This window comes from Paenibacillus sp. FSL W8-0439, from assembly GCF_038008995.1.
Classification (GTDB): Bacteria; Bacillota; Bacilli; order Paenibacillales; family Paenibacillaceae; genus Paenibacillus; species Paenibacillus polymyxa.
Map to the genome: position 1 here is coordinate 5,718,628 of NZ_JBBPAK010000001.1, position 17,086 is coordinate 5,735,713.

At 44.3% G+C, this 17,086-nt stretch carries 14 protein-coding genes; 8 read left to right on the plus strand and 6 right to left on the minus strand.

Annotated elements, in window-relative coordinates:
* Positions 1–3: 3 nt before the first annotated feature.
* A complete protein-coding gene (locus MKX36_RS24735) occupies positions 4–546 on the minus strand; it encodes a hypothetical protein (protein ID WP_016822532.1) in 543 nt (180 codons plus the stop codon).
* A gap of 97 nt (positions 547–643) precedes the next feature.
* On the opposite strand from MKX36_RS24735, the gene MKX36_RS24740 reads away from it, so the two are divergent.
* Positions 644–1,558, plus strand: a complete 915-nt coding sequence (locus MKX36_RS24740; RefSeq protein ID WP_340865996.1) for a phosphatidate cytidylyltransferase — start codon at positions 644–646, stop codon at positions 1,556–1,558.
* 115 nt (positions 1,559–1,673) lie between these two features.
* Complete coding sequence (locus MKX36_RS24745; RefSeq protein ID WP_013373818.1) at positions 1,674–2,015, plus strand: DUF3243 domain-containing protein; 342 nt, start codon at positions 1,674–1,676, stop codon at positions 2,013–2,015.
* A 139-nt stretch (positions 2,016–2,154) separates the two neighbouring features.
* On the opposite strand, the gene MKX36_RS24750 is transcribed toward MKX36_RS24745, so the two are convergent.
* Both MKX36_RS24750 and MKX36_RS24755 read right to left on the minus strand, forming a co-directional pair.
* The gene (locus tag MKX36_RS24750; RefSeq protein WP_340865997.1) at positions 2,155–4,152 is read right to left on the minus strand and encodes a PTS fructose transporter subunit IIABC; all 1,998 of its coding nucleotides are present in this window, start codon (positions 4,150–4,152) and stop codon (positions 2,155–2,157) included.
* Positions 4,153–4,321: 169 nt separating this feature from the next.
* Positions 4,322–6,274: a BglG family transcription antiterminator gene (locus tag MKX36_RS24755; protein WP_045244766.1), complete on the minus strand. Its 1,953-nt coding sequence runs from the start codon at positions 6,272–6,274 to the stop codon at positions 4,322–4,324.
* A gap of 161 nt (positions 6,275–6,435) precedes the next feature.
* On the opposite strand from MKX36_RS24755, the gene MKX36_RS24760 reads away from it, so the two are divergent.
* Complete coding sequence (locus tag MKX36_RS24760) at positions 6,436–7,323, plus strand: GNAT family N-acetyltransferase (protein WP_340865999.1); 888 nt, start codon at positions 6,436–6,438, stop codon at positions 7,321–7,323.
* On the opposite strand, the gene MKX36_RS24765 is transcribed toward MKX36_RS24760, so the two are convergent.
* Positions 7,304–7,861 (minus strand): GNAT family N-acetyltransferase, encoded by a 558-nt coding sequence (locus MKX36_RS24765; RefSeq protein ID WP_340866001.1) that lies wholly within the window; start codon positions 7,859–7,861, stop codon positions 7,304–7,306. The genes MKX36_RS24760 and MKX36_RS24765 overlap by 20 nt on opposite strands.
* 247 nt (positions 7,862–8,108) lie before the next feature.
* On the opposite strand from MKX36_RS24765, the gene MKX36_RS24770 reads away from it, so the two are divergent.
* On the plus strand, positions 8,109–9,227 hold the full coding sequence (locus MKX36_RS24770) for an RDD family protein (protein WP_340866002.1): 1,119 nt from the start codon (positions 8,109–8,111) through the stop codon (positions 9,225–9,227).
* Between the two features lie 277 nt (positions 9,228–9,504).
* Positions 9,505–10,500 carry a CdaR family transcriptional regulator gene (locus MKX36_RS24775; RefSeq protein ID WP_019689033.1) on the plus strand — a complete coding sequence of 332 codons (996 nt, stop codon included), beginning with the start codon at positions 9,505–9,507 and terminating at the stop codon, positions 10,498–10,500.
* A 172-nt stretch (positions 10,501–10,672) separates the two neighbouring features.
* Here the strand turns inward: MKX36_RS24775 and MKX36_RS24780 are convergent, their stop codons facing one another.
* Positions 10,673–11,818 carry a glycerate kinase gene (locus MKX36_RS24780; protein WP_340866003.1) on the minus strand — a complete coding sequence of 382 codons (1,146 nt, stop codon included), beginning with the start codon at positions 11,816–11,818 and terminating at the stop codon, positions 10,673–10,675.
* Positions 11,819–11,839: 21 nt separating this feature from the next.
* Positions 11,840–13,135, minus strand: coding sequence for a GntP family permease (locus MKX36_RS24785; protein WP_016822522.1), 1,296 nt, complete (start codon positions 13,133–13,135; stop codon positions 11,840–11,842).
* A gap of 215 nt (positions 13,136–13,350) precedes the next feature.
* On the opposite strand from MKX36_RS24785, the gene MKX36_RS24790 reads away from it, so the two are divergent.
* The 3 genes from MKX36_RS24790 to MKX36_RS24800 are packed head-to-tail and all read left to right on the plus strand — an operon-like array spanning position 13,351 to position 16,986.
* Positions 13,351–14,082: a GntR family transcriptional regulator gene (locus tag MKX36_RS24790; RefSeq protein WP_340866005.1), complete on the plus strand. Its 732-nt coding sequence runs from the start codon at positions 13,351–13,353 to the stop codon at positions 14,080–14,082.
* A complete protein-coding gene (gene gntK / locus MKX36_RS24795) occupies positions 14,075–15,613 on the plus strand; it encodes a gluconokinase (RefSeq protein WP_340866006.1) in 1,539 nt (512 codons plus the stop codon). Before MKX36_RS24790 ends, gntK begins: the two co-directional genes overlap by 8 nt.
* A 26-nt stretch (positions 15,614–15,639) precedes the next feature.
* Complete coding sequence (locus tag MKX36_RS24800; RefSeq protein ID WP_025366221.1) at positions 15,640–16,986, plus strand: GntP family permease; 1,347 nt, start codon at positions 15,640–15,642, stop codon at positions 16,984–16,986.
* Positions 16,987–17,086: the final 100 nt, after the last annotated feature.

Here is a 17,086-nt window from a genome sequence, read left to right on the forward strand (position 1 = left end):
TCCTCAGGCTTGAGGCTCATACTCGCTCAATTTTCCTTCGTAGATCAAATGGAATCGGTCACTTTGCCGAAAATCGTCTGGTGTGATAAGGGCAGGCAACTTGTTCCATATTTTTATGCCGGATCGCTGTAAAATTTCCGCGACGAATTGCGAACAAAAATAAGAATTACTGAACTCGACTGGTTCTTTGAGTGCAACGCCAATCAAGCCCAGTAAGTTATACATATATTTTTGTCGGCTTCGGATAAAAACGTGTAGAACTCTCTTCATTTTTTCGACTTCGCGATTGGTTACTTGAAGCTCGTAGATAACACATGTTGTATTCGGAAATCTGCTGTATGTACCTGTTTTAATATCCTCTTTCACGAAACCACCATCCAGAGGGTTACTGGGGGTCTTTCTCCCGAAGCTGTATAACTCCGAAAGTTCTCGGTCGAAGGAAATGGAGGCGTGATTGTATGGCGCTCTTGTATAGCTTTTAATAACTCTCGTAAGAAACGTTCCCGTATTCGTAAGCAAGATAAAAACGGACTGATCAGCTACCATTTACGAAATTTCCCCTTATCAAGTTTGAATTATTCCTTCATAATAACATAGGACCCCCTTCATGGAATCCTATTTTGCTATAAGTTGGTGAGTCGCAATGGACAGTTCGTTATTCACGTTAACCCTCATTTGTATAGCCTTATTAATCATCCATCTGATTTATATAGTGGTAGCCAAAACACAGCCAAACAAAGACTATGCAGCTATTGGGCTTCGCATCAAGACCTGGTGGGGCATGTTCTTTATCTTTTGCCTGGCAACACTTTTCAATCCGATCGTTTCACTGCTTTCCTTGATGGTGCTTACTTTCTTTGCGTTAAAAGAATACTTCTCCATGATTAGATCTAGAAAAGCTGACCGCAGGTTATTTTTATGGGCATACTTGGCGATTCCTGTACAGTTTTATTGGATTTATATCGGGTGGTATGGAATGTTTATTGTCTTTATCCCTATCTATGTATTCTTGCTGCTGCCGCTCCCTCGATTGATCAATAAAGGAACCGTTGGTTTCTTGCGCAGTGTCAGCTCGACTCAATGGGGACTCATGCTGATGGTTTTTGGACTGAGTCACCTGGCATATTTTCAGTTTGCTACGCCGCAATACGGAGCGAAACTTGTACTTTTTCTAGTGGTACTGACACAACTCAATGATGTCGTACATTATCTGGGATCGCTCTATTTCGGCAAGCGGAAAATCGTCCCGACATCCAATCCCAATATAACTTGGGAAGGCTTTGCATTCGCTTTTCCCGTAACCATAGCGGCTTCCTATCTAATCTATCCGTACCTGACGCCGTTTGATCTGAAATTTGGGATTATTTTCGGCATGTTGATTAGCTTGAGCGGTTTCTTCGGAAGCTTAACGGTTTCCGTGCTGAAGCGAGATTTATTAATCGGTGATGATGATAAGTTCGATGCTTTGAAAAAAAGCTACTTAAGCCGGGTGGATAGCTTGACCTACACCTCGCCCGTCTTTTTTCACGTAATTCGTTATTTTTTCGACTTTATGTAGCAATTGTCTCCCTGCACTCCGCTTCTCACCGTTTTCATTTTAGTGAGCCGGGGTAAGTACTACTGTACCGCAAGCAGTCCTTATCCTAGAAAACAATCTTGAGGAGGCGTTAGAAATGGCAGAGCACAATCATGTTGTAAATAAGGAAGGCGAAGTGGCACTGAACAAAGTAGATGACGCGTTAAATCGGATAGACGACAGCAAAAAGGATGACATTTTGGGCAGCTTTGATTCATTCAAAAGTTATTTGAGCGACAAAATTGAAATGGCTCAAAAAATCGGCTTGAATGAAGAAGTGATGGCGAAAGCAGCTGAGAAGATCGCAGGCTATCTGGCAGCCAAGGAAGAACCGCGCAATAGCGAGGAGAAGCTTCTTCAGGAATTGTGGAAGGTAGGGGACAAAGAGCAGCAGCACGCGCTTGCTCATATGCTCGTACGCGTGGCTCAATCCTCGTAGAAATATTTAATTGATGAAGAATAATATTTTACTATAAAAGAGCAGTCTATCCTTAAATGAGGATAGACTGCTTTTGCGTTTACTATCGTTGCAGCGCGTTCCGTTAGGGATTACAATATGTTCTGCTTAGCGTATGGAATTAATGTACCTGGGACAACAATTCATATGCATCTTCCTTGGTAGTAACCGCCAGAAGTGCTTCTCTGAAATGATCGTCCATCAGCTTACGAGACAGCATTTGCAGCACCTTCAGATGTGCATTGTCCTTGCTATTACGCGGAACAGCAATCATGAAGATTAGTTTCGCTTCACTGCCGTCCAAGCTTTTCCAGTCCACTCCGCTCCGCTTCAATCCAAAGACCACGCTTGGCTTCAGTACAGCTTCCGATTTACCGTGAGGGATGGCAATATTCATTCCAATGCCTGTGGAGCTTTCCTTCTCTCGGTCCAATATGGCCTGTTTAAAACCACTGGCAGAACTTACGGCTCCATTTCTCTCAAGTATTCCGATCATTTCATCAATCACGGCATCCTGTGTCGTTCCTTCCAGATCCAGATCAATCAGATCCATCGTTACAATATCTGTCAACTTCTCAATGTGAATGGCTTGCGAAGATACGGCTGGATCGTTATTTGCAGTTGCTACAGCTGATGACTCGGCGGCAGTCATAGTCATCATAGATTGTTCCGTTACTGCGGCAGAATCTCCAGATGTCTCTTCTCCAGCAACAGCTGGATTTGCAGTTGCAATATCTCTTTTCAGCAGACTCACTAGGATGACCGACACAGCTGCACCGACAATAACGGCAATGAAGAACATCAATACATTGTCCACTGCACCAAGGACGGCTACGATCGGTCCACCATGAGCTACCTTATCTCCTACATTTCCCAACATCGCAATGACTGAACCGACCATAGACCCTGCCATGATACTAGGAATAACACGCAATGGATCTTGTGCAGCGAAGGGAATCGCCCCTTCAGTAATACCGAATAGTCCCATCGTGAATGTCGCCTTTCCAGCCTCGCGTTCTGCTGGTGCAAATTTACGCTTGTTGATCATTGCTGCAAGTCCCATTCCAATCGGTGGAATACAAATCGCAACGGCGATCGGTCCCATAATTTCGTAATTCCCTTCACCAATCATGGCCGAGCCAAATAAAAATGCGACTTTATTGACTGGACCACCCATATCAAAGGAGATCATCGCACCTAAAATCAGTGCCAATAAAATTGAACTTGTACCTTGCATACCTGCAAGCCAACCCGTTAAAGCTTCAAACAATTGTGCGACTGGAGAACCGATGATAAAGACAAAGATTAATCCTACAATTAAGGATGACAACACAGGGATAATAATAATAGGCATGATCGGCTGTAATGCTCGCCCAACCTTCAATTTCCGAATACCCAGTGCAACATAACCCGCCAGGAAACCAGCGATAATTCCGCCGATAAATCCGGCTCCCGCCTCACTTCCATAAAAACTGCCGTTCGCAGCAATGAATCCGCCAACCATACCCGGTGCAAGCCCCGGTCTATCTGCAATGCTCATCGCGATGAACCCAGCGAGGATGGGTATCATAAAGGTAAATGAAGCCGAACCGATATCCTGAACCGTCTTCCAAAATGAACCGTCCGGTATAACCAGACCGCCCGGTGTCTTCTCACCGCCAATCGTCAACGCAATGGCAATGAGCAATCCTCCAATGACGATAAAGGGTACCATATAAGATACACCATTCATCAAGTGGCGGTAGATAGGATTTTGCTTCGGTTTATTCTCCTGTGAGCTAGCTTCGGAGGTACGTGACTCTGCCTGGTACACAGGCACATTACCCTTCATCACCCGCTGGATCAATTCTTCCGGACGGCGAATCCCATCCTGTACTCCAACGACCAGCAGTTTCTTGCCGACGAAGCGGTCTTTGACCACCGTCTTATCCGCTGCAATAATAATGCCATCCGCTTCACGGATCTCCTGCTCAGTTAGTTGATTTTCTACCCCAATGGAGCCTTGTGTCTCGACCTTCATCTCGATACCCAGCTTGGCTGCTGCCTTTTGCAGATTCTCAGCTGCCATATACGTATGTGCAATTCCGTTAGGACATGAGGTAATCGCTAATATCTTCATAGTCATTCCCCTTCTCTCTGGTGTTTCCGCTTACATTGATAGTATAACCGCCTTTTTTGCTGTTATCGGGCGAACTTTTTACCGGAACTTTCGGAAAAATAGAATAATACGGACAAAAAAACAGGACTTATCTATAAGTCCTGCTCCAAAGCATGGCTTTTAATTTAGTTTATCCCTTTAGCTTCCCTAATAGTCTCATCGCATCGGTCTCCTTGGATAAAGCATGAACTAGAGCTGGCTGCTCACTGATTAGGGACAACTCCTTAAATAACTGCCGCATTTCTTCCCGCCCATCCTGTTTTACCGCAAGCAAGAACACAAGCTCCACTTTCTCGGTTCCCCAAGTAAGTGGCTTCTTTAAAGTAGCGACTACAATGGCTGACTGCCTTATCCACTCTGAGCCGCCATGCGGGATGGCTATGCCTCCCCCGATCGTCGTAGCCGACATTTTCTCTCGCGCCAATACGCTGTCCACATAACCTGTTTCCACATATCCTTTGTCCTCCAGTATTTGCGCCAGCTTGGAAATCAATTGTTCGGGACGCTGCACTTCTTGCTGGGGAAAGACTAAAAAAGGTGTTGTGTACTTAAAAAATACAGATTCATCTGCGACTCTAGGTTCCGGCTCATCCATTCGTCTGATCACTTGCTCCAGTTGACGCTCATCCTTGGCATCTAGCAATGGAGAGACGAGAATATGCGGAACACTAAGCTCTGGAAGATCCACGGTTGTAATGATCAGATCCAACTCCCGGGTTGCCAGATAGTCCTGGACTTCTGCCTTCGAAAGAGTTGTCTCCACATGTACAGCCGGAAACTTACGTTCCACCTTTGTGCGCAATAGCTGGGACATACCAATGCCCATGTGACACACGATAATGGCCCTCTGAGGATGACTTTCTTTCTGGTGAAGTCGCTCCACAGAAGCCTGAAAATGTAGCGTTAAATACGCCGCTTCCTCCTCGGGGAACGATAACCGAACCAAATTCCCTACCTCTTCCAGCGTAATAATAACCCGGTCGAACATGTAAGGGTACATCTTCTTGATCTCAGTCAGCATAGGATTAGACACCGTCAACCCATATTGAAGCCGATTCAGGGTCGTATATAAATGGACTTTCAACCCTTTCAGCAACATCTTATCTTTGGAAAAGTCAATCATATTCAGCTCCGACATCCGCCGGACTAACTGCTCAATCAGTTTAGGCAAAAGCGGATGGCTGTCTGCCAGATCGCTGTGTTTCCCCTTGCTATCCTCCTGCTGATAACGAAACTTTCCACCCAACAAATGCAGGGTTAGATAGGCCGTTTCTTCCTTGGAAAAAGGTACGGAAAACAGCTTTTGCAGCTGCCGTAAAAACGCAGTAGCCCATGTAAACTCAACCTTCTCCTGCAAAAAGGCAATGTCTTGTTCGGAGAGAGAAATGGGCTGTCCCAGCTTGGTTCGTTTGACCATTAAGAGAATATGGAGCATGAGACCCTCAAAGGCTTCATCCGTAAAGCTGAGTTCATGATGCTTTTGAAATACTTTTAATTCATGATGGATGGTGGCAATCTCGTGTGGCTCAAACTGCTTGCGCATCATCTGTCCCGTCAACTCAGGACTATCAATCAGCTGATTCATCCGCGCCAAAGCGATCCGCTTGTTTTTCTCAGTGCCTTGAATGGTCAAGCCTACACGCTGCTTGGTAATCAAGGCAAGATCAAAGCTGTGCAGCCAGTCATCAATCTTTTCCATATCTCTACGGATCACCGTCTTGTTCACATAATACTGAGAGGCCAGATCTTGTATCGTTACAGGCTTGGCATCCATCAAGAGCCGATAGGCGAGATGCAGCACCCTCTCCTCATCCGATTCATGCTGGGCTGTACTATCGCCTGCATACAGCCGGTGAAATAAATCAGCCTGCTCCGCTTCACTGATCTCCAAATAAATGCCACGTCCCGGTCTTCTCACCAGATTGGCATTGGAGTGCTTGACTAGATATTCTTCAATTACTTTTAGATCGTTTCGAATCGTCTTTTCTGAGCAATCCGTTTGATCGGCCAGATCCTGCACTAACCACAGTCGGTTCGATTCAGTTAACAACTTGCGAAAAATTTCTACTTGCCTTTTGTTCATTCCAATCTCCTATCTTCCAAAATAAAGAATGTCCAGGCATACCGGGTTATATTTTGTTAGCCTTATATTAGCTTATCGATATACTCATTGTAACCCTACAGCAACATACGGAGTGTATAATAAGACAATCCCAATATACTGGATTTTCAGGAGGAAGAACAGTGATCACCTATTTGAGATGCAATGAAGTCAGCATGGAGCACATTTTCCAGGCATTTTCGCTCGGATTCTCAGACTATTCCATTCGCCTGACCATGGAACAAGACGATTTCGCGGCACGTTTTTTCGGTCCAGAGGGTAATTCACGGAGCCACTCTTTCCTTGCCATGGATGAAGATCAGCCAATTGGCTTGATTCTAGGCGGTATCCGGCAGTTTGACGGGTATAAGACCATGCGTTGCGGCACGCTATGCATCGGTCCAGCTTACCGTGGCCAGGGTATTAGCAACAGGTTGCTCGAATTGCATAAACAAACGGCCATCTCCGAGAACTGTCAGCAGCAGCTATGGCTCGAAGTCATTACGGATAATGATCGGGCTGTCCAGTTCTATAAAAAGCACGGCTATGAGGTACGCTATACGCTAAAATACTACAACGGTACTGTCCCATCAATCTCTCCCGCTCCCTCATCACCGTACATGTTTAAGAAACTAACATTTGATGATGTCGCAGATTTTCGTACAACTCTTACCGACTGTCACATCCATTGGCAAAGTGACACACCTTATTACGCTAACAGCACACAGGAAGTTTTTCTCGGCATCTATGCGGTGAATCAAACCCGAGTCGGTATGATTGCTATGAGTGCTCAAGGTAAAATCAACTTTCTTTGGGTCGATCCCAAACATCGAAACCAAGGCCTTGGACGTACCCTACTTCATAAAGCGGTAGAAACCCAAAAGGTCGAGAAGGTATATATCTGCCTGTCCGACAATCACTCTCTTGAAGGCTTTATCCAAAAAACAGGCTTCTCGAAGGACCCTATTGAGCAATATGAAATGTGTATACCCCTTGATCCAACTACTTCTCTCATTTCTGAGAACGATTGATATATTCTGATTTAACGAGTGCGCACATGCAAAGATCATCATATTTCCCGGACGTAAATTCATACTGGGACAGGATTCCTTCCTGCCGAAAGTCTGCTTTTTCAAGCAAACGCAAGGATTGTGTATTCTCCGGCTCTACTAGTGCCTGAATGCGGTTCAACGGTAGGATATGAAACCCATAGTTGATCACAGCCGCAAGTGCCTCGGACATTAACCCTTGACCCCAATAGGCTCTGGACAATTCATAGCCCATTTCTGCCCGGTGATGACGTTGATCCCAGTTATGAAATCCGCAAGAACCGATGATTTTACCTTCCTTCGTTTGAAGAGCCCAGCGGATTCCCTGATCTGTCTCAAAAATCCGATCATACCAACGGATCTCATCCAGTGCCTCCTGTTCAGACTCAAATGGGCTCAGCCCGTAAAACTTCATCACCTGCTCATCTGAAAAGTATTCCAACATGTCCTTGCTGTCCGTCGCTACCATTTTTCGTAATACAAGACGTTCGGTTGTTATAACCGGAAACTCACGTTTCATATTCTCACCGCCTTCTCCGTTGTTCACTTTCGCAAGCTTTTCCTTGCATACCTACGCCGCTAAGTTCAATATTCGATGATCATTACTTTCTTCTTCCAATTATAATGTAAATGAAAGAATACCTCTAAAGGGATATTTATAATTAGTTCTTTGTTTATAGAATGTTTTCCTAATCATGGATGATAAAAAGACCGTTATATAAGGAGTGTGTTTTTAAATTATGGATTATTAAAATGAGGTGTACGATTTGGAAGACCAGCACATACCACAGAATTCACAAGTAGCAGCAAGAGAGAAGTACATTCGGCATGGGCAAAACTATGGGGAAACAAACAGAATGGCCGAAATATCAAAAACCTACGGTTCGTCTATTTTGTTTAGACGTTGGGGAGCAACCCTTTTTGATTTTATATTTTTTATAATCGGGTATATTTGTTTCTTTATCTCAGTCATTCAGATAACAGACAGATGGTTGTTACCCTTAGTGATTGCTTCCCGTTGCATTCTGATTATAGCTTTCTTCTGCTATTATTTGCTCTTGGAAGGTTACACAGGCTATACGCTTGGCAAATTCGTTTTTCGTATTAAGGTGGTTACCGGAGAAGGAAGACCTCCTGGTTTTCTTAAATCACTCATTCGTACGCTGCTCAGGTTAATAGACACCAATCCATTGCTAATGGGTTCACTACCTGCTGGTATCAGCGTGTTAGTAACTGCCTCTAGACAACGAATTGGTGATTTAGCTGCAGGTACATATGTGGTAAAGGTGCGGGACTTGGAGCCGATTAGCAAAAAGACAATGAGACGGTCGCTCTTCATATTTTTTACCGCAATGGTGATCTTGGGAGCCTCGTTTGTAAATGCTATTTTTGTACTGGCAAACAGTTACAAGTCCAGTGAAGCTCCGGTAAGCAAGCAGGAGCAGAGCTTTGTAAGTAGAGATGGACATTTTCAGATTTCTGCCCCATTAGACTGGTCGACAGACCCGGACCGGGAAGGAAAAGCAGATATTGCGATATTCAATCCCTACATTGAAAAGTCTGTTATCGTACGATCCAATTCGAAGGAGAAATTGGGTAATGTAACGCGCCAGTACTACACAAAGAAAATTCAAAACAACATGACCAAAGAGTTTAACCTCTCTACGGTAGGACCTTCTTCCAACACCACAATTCAAGGATATCCTGCCACTCAGTTCACGATTAAAGGGCAGAAAGATATAAACCATTATGTCACCCATGTATCCATTATTGAGACTGATAATAATTTCTGCCAGATCATCGGGTATACGCCTGCATCAAAATATAGCCGTTTAAAGAAAGAAATTCATGATATTACCTATAGCTTTCGTGAGGTTCGACCTTAGACAGCGTGACGGACCAGGACGAATAATGAAAGAATAAGACGCAAAAGACAGGTGCTCCTTGGAGCCCTGTTTTTTCGCATACAACTATTCTTGATATCTATGATAAAATAGGCTGACATGTTCGGCGCCCTGTTTTATTATATTGTTCAGATGCACAACAAATTGAAAGCCCTTTCAATTAATGTGATACAGTAAAACACCTTACATCACTAGATAAAGGAGGAATCCTGATCTGTTTCCGCTCTCCGAAAGACAAGCCCAAGACATCGTAGACAAAATGATGAAGGATATTCCATACAATATCAATATTATGAATGAACGAGGCATCATCATTGGCAGCGGCGAGAGTGAACGAATCGGAACCATTCACCAAGGGGCTGTTCAGGCGCTCGAAACCGGGAAAATGATTGAAGTGTGGCAGGACGGACATTACGAGAAAAAAGGAACCAATGAACCGATTGTCATTCATCATGAGCTAGTTGGTGTCATTGGTATTTCAGGCAATCCTGACGAAGTGCGTCCTTTTTGCAATATTGTTAAAACTACGGTGTCTCTCCTGATTGAACAGCGTATTTCCTTGGAGCACTTGGCCCATGAGGCCAACCGCAAAAAATCTGTACTGGAAATGCTGTTAAATCATCAGGGAGCCTATACCCAAAAAATAAAAAAAGAAGCTGCTCAATATCACATTGATTTGCTTCTCAAAACTTCGGCCGTATATGTAAAGCATCTTCCTTCCGATCCTGCTCATTTCGCCGAGTTATCCAATATATTCATGCAGCATCCATCCTTTCGTATGGAGGAAGACAGTTATCTCATCCTGATGCAAAATCAGGAACCAACGACCAAGCTACTGGAACCACTTGTACGCAGCCATCCTGATGTGCTGATTGCCATCAGCAGACAAGAGCACAGCATTGCGGATGTTTATATGCAAGCCAAGTCCGCTATGAATGTTGTACTAGCTCTGCGTCCACCTGTGCAGATTGTCTCTTTTGCAGAAGTCGAATTCTTGGTCAAATTAAGCCAAACCAACCTGACTAACACAATCCACCTGGTCAGCAAGCTGGAAGATACCGTGGATTTGCTGGATACGCTGCGAAGCTTTATTAACCATAACGGCAGTGTCTCCTTTACCGCAGATGAATTAAACATTCATCGAAATACACTGCAATACCGCTTGAAGCGCATCCATACCTTAACTGGCAAAGATCCCCGGAATCTCCTTCAGCTTATTGAACTTACGCACGGCTTATTGGCGCTGCATCAATGAACTGCTGTATCACGCCAGATCATGCTGCGATTATATCCTATTTTCGCTCGCCGTCACTCCCGAATTTCTCCACCAATCTCCGTTGGCTAAAGAAAACCGGGGTTACAGGCGAGCGCTCGTATTCCATTGTAATTATATTATGCCGTTTTATGTTCCTCGCCTATCAATCCGATCATTTCTCACTGATTTGAAGTACTCTCGCGATATTCTCGCACGTACGCTCTACGTTTTGTGGCCCTTCGGCCAGCAGCTTACTCAGCTCCGAGGCTCCCGGCACGATGCCAAACACCGCATCTATTCCTTCCTTGTATAGCGTGTCGATCCCTTCCCCGATATAACCTGCAACCGCAATGACCTTTTTGCCTGATTGTTTGGCTACCTGAGCTACTCCATACGGAGTTTTACCGAATTTGGTCTGAAAATCAATGCCGCCTTCTCCCGTCAATACGATATCAGCCGTGGCGAGCTTCTGTTTTAAATCGGTGTATTCAATCACGATTTCAATGCCCTTTTGCAGCGCCGCCTGAGTAAAAATCAATAAACCGGCACCCAATCCGCCTGCTGCACCCGCGCCTGGAAGATCGCGCACATCCTTGCCCAGCTGCTGCTTCACCACATCCGCATAATGGGCAAGATTAGCATCCAGTTGCTGCACCATTTCCGGGGTTGCTCCTTTTTGTGGGCCGAATACACGAGATGCCCCATGCTCCCCACATAACGGATTTGTCACATCACAGGCTACAATCAATTGCACCTGCTGCAAGCGGTCATCCAGTGATGAAATATCAATACTGTCCAGCTCGCCCAAACTGCCGCCGCCGCGTGGAAGAGTATTGCCTGCCGCATCCAGAAATCTAGCCCCCAGCGCTTCCGCCATACCTGTACCGCCATCATTCGTCGCACTTCCGCCAATGCCGATGATAATTTTTCGAATTCCCTGGTTCAGACACTCACGTATTAACTCACCCGTACCATAGGTTGTTGTCTTTAACGGGTTTTTATTGTCCTTATTAACCAGATGGATTCCGCTGGCAGATGCCATTTCGATTGCCGCAGTGGTGCCGTCTCCCAGCAAGCCATATGCCGCTTTTACAGGTTCTCCAAGCGGTCCTGTCACCTCCATGTAACGAAGCTGCCCGCCTGTCGCATCCACCAGTGACTGCACTGTTCCTTCACCACCGTCTGCCATCGGAACGTGGACATAATGGGCTGTCGGATAGACCTTGCGCAATCCTTTCTCCATTGCGATGCACACTTCCTTTGCCGTCATGCTTTCTTTAAAAGAATCCGGTGCCAGTACAAATGTTTTCTCTCTCATTTTGTCACCCCATCGTGAATATTAAAGTATGAATCCATACAATATGGTTGCTACAATCGCCATAGTTCCGCCCACAATAGCTTCATAAGGGATTAATCCCATCCGTTGCTTAATGCTCATTTTCATGCTGTCTGCCGTAACGTGGAAATAGTTGCCCTGTGGTAAGGAATCAATGACGGTAGCTCCTGTATGCACCATCACAGCGGCAGCTAACGGGGCTGTCCCCATGTTCAGAATGGCTTCCCCAAACGAGCCAGTCGCCAAAATAACGCCAGTTGAAGTCGATGCTGTGGCGGCCGCCATCAGGATCCCTGCAAGCGGTGCCAAAAATGTGCCAGAAACTCCCGAAGCTTCAATCAAGCCAACTACCTGAGCAGATAAATTAGACGCAGAGATCAAACCCGCAATCCCACCTGCACCGATCAAGATGAGCACGGTTGCCGTCATTTTATTCAAACCGGAAGCCGAATATTTCAGGATATTGCGCCCTTGTCCCATGGCCAGCATACCTACAATCCCGGCGATCGGCAAAATGTACATCGCGTCGACCTTGAAGTTCGACAGTGCTTCAATGCCAGAGATGGAACCAATCGGGTTAATCATCAGCAAAATAACGGCTACCACCGGGGCTACAATCGCCCGTCCCAATGCTGGGTACTTCGACGTATCGACATCACTATCCATAATATCTTGTTCGGATACCTTCACGCCCTTGTTTTTCAACATAGACGCCACCAGAACCGTCATGATTAATCCGCATATCGCAGGTACCACACCCGCCAACATAACGTGGCTTAAATCCAGATTAAACCCACGCGCCGCCGCAATCGTATTGGGATTCGGAGAGATAATGTTCCCCGCCTTTCCGCCTCCAGACAAGGCCAGCAGAAGAGCCAGCTTGGAAATCCCCATTTTGTTCCCAACCGACAAGGCAATAGGTGCCACAATGAGCACGGCCACGGGAATAAATACGCCTACTGCTGTAATAATCATCGTCGCTAACGCTAGTGCAAGGATCGCTTTACTGCCGCCAAACTTCTTTACAATAGCCTGTGCAATTGTCTCCGCTGCCCCAGACTCCATCATCACGCCTGCCAATACACCTGCCGCGAGCACACGAATGACCGTCCCCATCACGCTCTGCGTACCACTAATTAATACGCTGATCGTTTGCTCCAGATTGGCTCCGCCCAATAAAGCGCCTACAATAGCTCCCAAAAATAAAGCGTAAACCGGATTCAACTTTCTCAATATCAAAATAATTGCAATAGCCAGCCCTGCTAGAGCTCCTATCCAACTGATCGTTAACCCTTCCATCTGTCTAACCCCCCGGGCAATTTTTGATTACGCTTTCATTATATCGATTGCAGCGTGTGAATCATATTGAAGAACAGACGAAATTGATTGTGCATTTGCACAAAAAGGACAGAACAGGCTTACAAAATCAATTTAATGAATACGCTTGCAAATTTAAAATTTTAGATTATAATACTTGTATACAAGTATACTTGATTAATTGAGAAGGTGAATTTATGGTTCTGTCCAGTGAATTCCTATATCCCTCCAAATGGCTTCTCAAAGCCTCTGCTGGGGATCGTGTAACATCCGAGCTTAGAATGCGCATCATTTCTGGCGCAATTGAAAGCGGTACCATACTATCTGAAAATAAATTAGCTGCTGATTTTGCTGTAAGTCGCTCTCCTATTCGTGAAGCGTTAAAAATATTGGCTTCTGAAAATATCATCCGACTCGAAAGAATGGGTGCGGTCGTTATTGGTCTATCAGAGAAAGAAATAGAAGAAATTTATGATGTTCGTCTACTTATAGAATCCTTCGTATTTGAACGTCTTATAAAGATGGACACTCATGATTTAGCAAAGGAACTTAGTAAAATACTCGAAATGATGAAAGTAGCGGTCAAATATAGTGATGCCGATGAGTTTTCATATCAAGATGTCTTGTTCCATGAAACGATTATTCGTGCAGTTAATCATTCATACATTCTGATGATCTGGAATAACCTAAAGCCCGTGATGGAAAGTCTCATTCTGTTGTCGATGCGTATGCGCTTCAAAGAAAAGTATGAAGACTTTACACGCATTGTATCAAATCATGAACTTTATATTGAAGCAATCCAGGCAACAGATAGAGAACTTATGATTAAGTCTTTACATGAAAACTTTGATGATGTTCAAGGTAAAGTAGAAGACTTATGGATGTCCCAACAACTGCTGTCCAAAGGAGTCGTGCCACAAAATGACTAACTACATGTTAGGTATAGATATCGGAACCACCAGTACGAAAGCCGTTTTATTCAGTGAAAAAGGCGAAGTTATCCAACAAGAAAATATCGGGTACCCGCTTTATACACCAGATATAGCGACAGCTGAACAAAATCCTGAGGAGATTTTTCAAGCAGTCCTACAAGCGACTTCGAATATCATGAAACATCACTCACAAAAAAAACTATCGTTTGTTTCATTTAGCAGTGCCATGCATAGTGTCATTGCCATGGATGAACATGATCAACCACTTACGCCTTGTATCACTTGGGCAGATAATCGCAGTGAAGCGTGGGCACATCAAATAAAAGAGGAGTTGAACGGCCAAGAGGTCTACAGACGAACAGGAACACCCATTCACCCCATGTCACCCTTAACTAAAATAGCTTGGATTGTGAATGACCTTCCTGAAATCGCTATCAAAGTTAAAAAATATATCGGAATTAAAGAATACATTTTCAAAAAATTCTTTGATTTATATGTTGTTGATTATTCCCTGGCTTCAGCCATGGGCATGATGAATCTCGAAAAGCTGGATTGGGATGAAGAAGCATTAAAAATTGCGGGTATAACCCCTTCTCAGCTATCTGAGCTCGTGTCCACAACCAAAATATTTACCGACTGTAATTCAGATTTAGCAAAAAAGATGGGGATCGATCCACAAACACCATTTGTCATTGGGGCCAGCGATGGAGTTCTCTCTAATCTAGGTGTCAATGCGATACGAAAAGGCGAAGTTGCCGTCACTATTGGGACAAGCGGTGCCATTCGAACCATCATAGACAAGCCGCAAACAGATGAAAAGGGAAGAATATTTTGTTATGCCTTAACGGAAAAGCACTGGGTCATTGGCGGACCGGTAAACAATGGCGGGATGGTTCTTCGCTGGATTCGTGACGAGCTTGCCTCATCAGAAGTAGAAACAGCGAAACGACTAGGAATTGATCCATATGATGTGTTAACCAAAATTGCTGAACGCGTAAGGCCCGGGTCTGATGGATTGTTATTCCATCCCTACCTAGCTGGTGAACGTGCACCCTTATGGAATCCAGACGTACGTGGCTCATTCTTCGGTTTAACGATGTCGCATAAGAAAGAACATATGATTCGCGCAGCCTTGGAAGGAGTCATTTACAATTTATACACCGTATTTTTGGCCTTAACCGAATGCATGGATGGTCCCGTGACCCGAATCCAAGCTACAGGAGGCTTTGCAAGGTCAGATGTTTGGCGGCAAATGATGTCTGATATATTCTCATCTGAAGTCGTCGTTCCAGAAAGCTACGAAAGTTCTTGTCTAGGAGCTTGTATTTTAGGCTTGTATGCCACTGGAAAAATCCAATCATTTGAAGTGGTTTCTGAAATGATTGGCAGTACCAACAAACATGCACCCAAAGAAGAAGCAACCAAGGAATATAGGAAGTTGCTACCGATTTTCATTAACCTATCCAGAGTATTGGAAGAAGATTATACACGGATTGCTCATTACCAAAGAGGCTTAATTAAACACTAAAAGGATAAATACAGGGGGTAATTACAATGCCATTAGTCGTTGTAGGGATTGGAATTTTAGCATTACTCGTTTTAATCATGGGCTTCAAATTAAACACCTTCATTTCCTTAATCATTGTATCGTTCGGTGTAGCCTTAGCCCTTGGAATGCCATTAGAGGAAATTGTTAAAACCATTGAAGCTGGATTGGGCGGAACATTGGGTCACTTAGCGTTAATCTTTGGACTCGGAGCGATGTTAGGGAAGTTGATCGCGGATTCTGGTGGTGCCCAAAGAATTGCCATGACCCTCGTTGACAAATTTGGTGAAAAAAATATTCAATGGGCGGTCGTAGCTGCTTCATTCATTATCGGGATTGCGTTATTTTTTGAAGTAGGGTTAGTATTATTAATCCCAATTGTATTTGCCATTTCAAAAGAATTAAAGGTTTCTATCTTATATCTCGGTATTCCGATGGTCGCTGCTTTATCCGTAACACATGGTTTCTTACCTCCACATCCAGGACCAACTGTTATTGCTGGTGAATATGGCGCGAATCTGGGTGAGGTTTTACTTTATGGCTTCATTATTGCTGTTCCAACTGTTATTTTGGCTGGCCCTGTATTTACGAAGCTTGCCAAAAAACTCGTACCTGCCTCATTTACGAAAACCGGTAATATTGCCTCTTTAGGAGAACAAAAAGTATTTAAGTCTGAGGAAACTCCTGGATTCGGAATCAGTGTATTTACGGCAATGCTTCCTGTCATCTTAATGTCGATTGCTACGATTATTACTTTGCTTCAAAAAACAATGGGGTTTGAAGATAATAGTTTACTGGCCGCGATCCGATTTATTGGTGATGCATCCACTTCCATGTTGATTTCCTTACTGGTTGCCGTCTACACCATGGGAATCGCAAGAAAAATTCCAATCAAAGATGTAATGGCATCTTGTACAACGGCTATTACTCATATTGGAATGATGCTCTTGATCATTGGGGGAGGCGGTGCCTTCAAACAAGTACTGATTAATGGCGGCGTAGGTGACTATGTAGCCGATTTATTCAATGGAACTACATTATCACCAATTCTGCTAGCCTGGATCATCGCTGCAATCTTACGTATTTCCCTGGGTTCTGCAACTGTTGCAGCTTTAACAACCGCTGGTTTAGTGATTCCGATGTTAGGACAATCCGACGTTAATCTTGCTTTAGTCGTGCTTGCCACGGGAGCGGGTAGCTTAATAGCTTCCCATGTTAACGATGCCGGGTTCTGGATGTTTAAAGAGTATTTTGGTTTAAGCATGAGAGAAACCTTTGCCACATGGACATTGCTTGAAACCATCATTTCTGTAGCCGGATTAGGATTCATCTTAATACTAAGTTTATTCGTATAAACCATGATTTCCGGGCGGTAGATTCCCCACTTATCATTCTTAGAATCTTCTAAGTCGATAAGTGAGGAACTACCGCCTATTTACGAACTGGAGTGATATC

What these genes read in the sequence shown, in the direction of transcription:
- MKX36_RS24735 (WP_016822532.1), bottom strand. Translation starts at nt 546, where the DNA reads ATGGTAGCTGATCAGTCCGTTTTTATCTTGCTTACGAATACGGGAACG.
- MKX36_RS24740 (WP_340865996.1), top strand. Translation starts at nt 644, where the DNA reads ATGGACAGTTCGTTATTCACGTTAACCCTCATTTGTATAGCCTTATTA.
- MKX36_RS24745 (WP_013373818.1), top strand. Translation starts at nt 1,674, where the DNA reads ATGGCAGAGCACAATCATGTTGTAAATAAGGAAGGCGAAGTGGCACTG.
- MKX36_RS24750 (WP_340865997.1), bottom strand. Translation starts at nt 4,152, where the DNA reads ATGAAGATATTAGCGATTACCTCATGTCCTAACGGAATTGCACATACG.
- MKX36_RS24755 (WP_045244766.1), bottom strand. Translation starts at nt 6,274, where the DNA reads ATGAACAAAAGGCAAGTAGAAATTTTTCGCAAGTTGTTAACTGAATCG.
- MKX36_RS24765 (WP_340866001.1), bottom strand. Translation starts at nt 7,861, where the DNA reads ATGAAACGTGAGTTTCCGGTTATAACAACCGAACGTCTTGTATTACGA.
- MKX36_RS24775 (WP_019689033.1), top strand. Translation starts at nt 9,505, where the DNA reads ATGATGAAGGATATTCCATACAATATCAATATTATGAATGAACGAGGC.
- MKX36_RS24780 (WP_340866003.1), bottom strand. Translation starts at nt 11,818, where the DNA reads ATGAGAGAGAAAACATTTGTACTGGCACCGGATTCTTTTAAAGAAAGC.
- MKX36_RS24785 (WP_016822522.1), bottom strand. Translation starts at nt 13,135, where the DNA reads ATGGAAGGGTTAACGATCAGTTGGATAGGAGCTCTAGCAGGGCTGGCT.
- MKX36_RS24790 (WP_340866005.1), top strand. Translation starts at nt 13,351, where the DNA reads ATGGTTCTGTCCAGTGAATTCCTATATCCCTCCAAATGGCTTCTCAAA.
- gntK (WP_340866006.1), top strand. Translation starts at nt 14,075, where the DNA reads ATGACTAACTACATGTTAGGTATAGATATCGGAACCACCAGTACGAAA.
- MKX36_RS24800 (WP_025366221.1), top strand. Translation starts at nt 15,640, where the DNA reads ATGCCATTAGTCGTTGTAGGGATTGGAATTTTAGCATTACTCGTTTTA.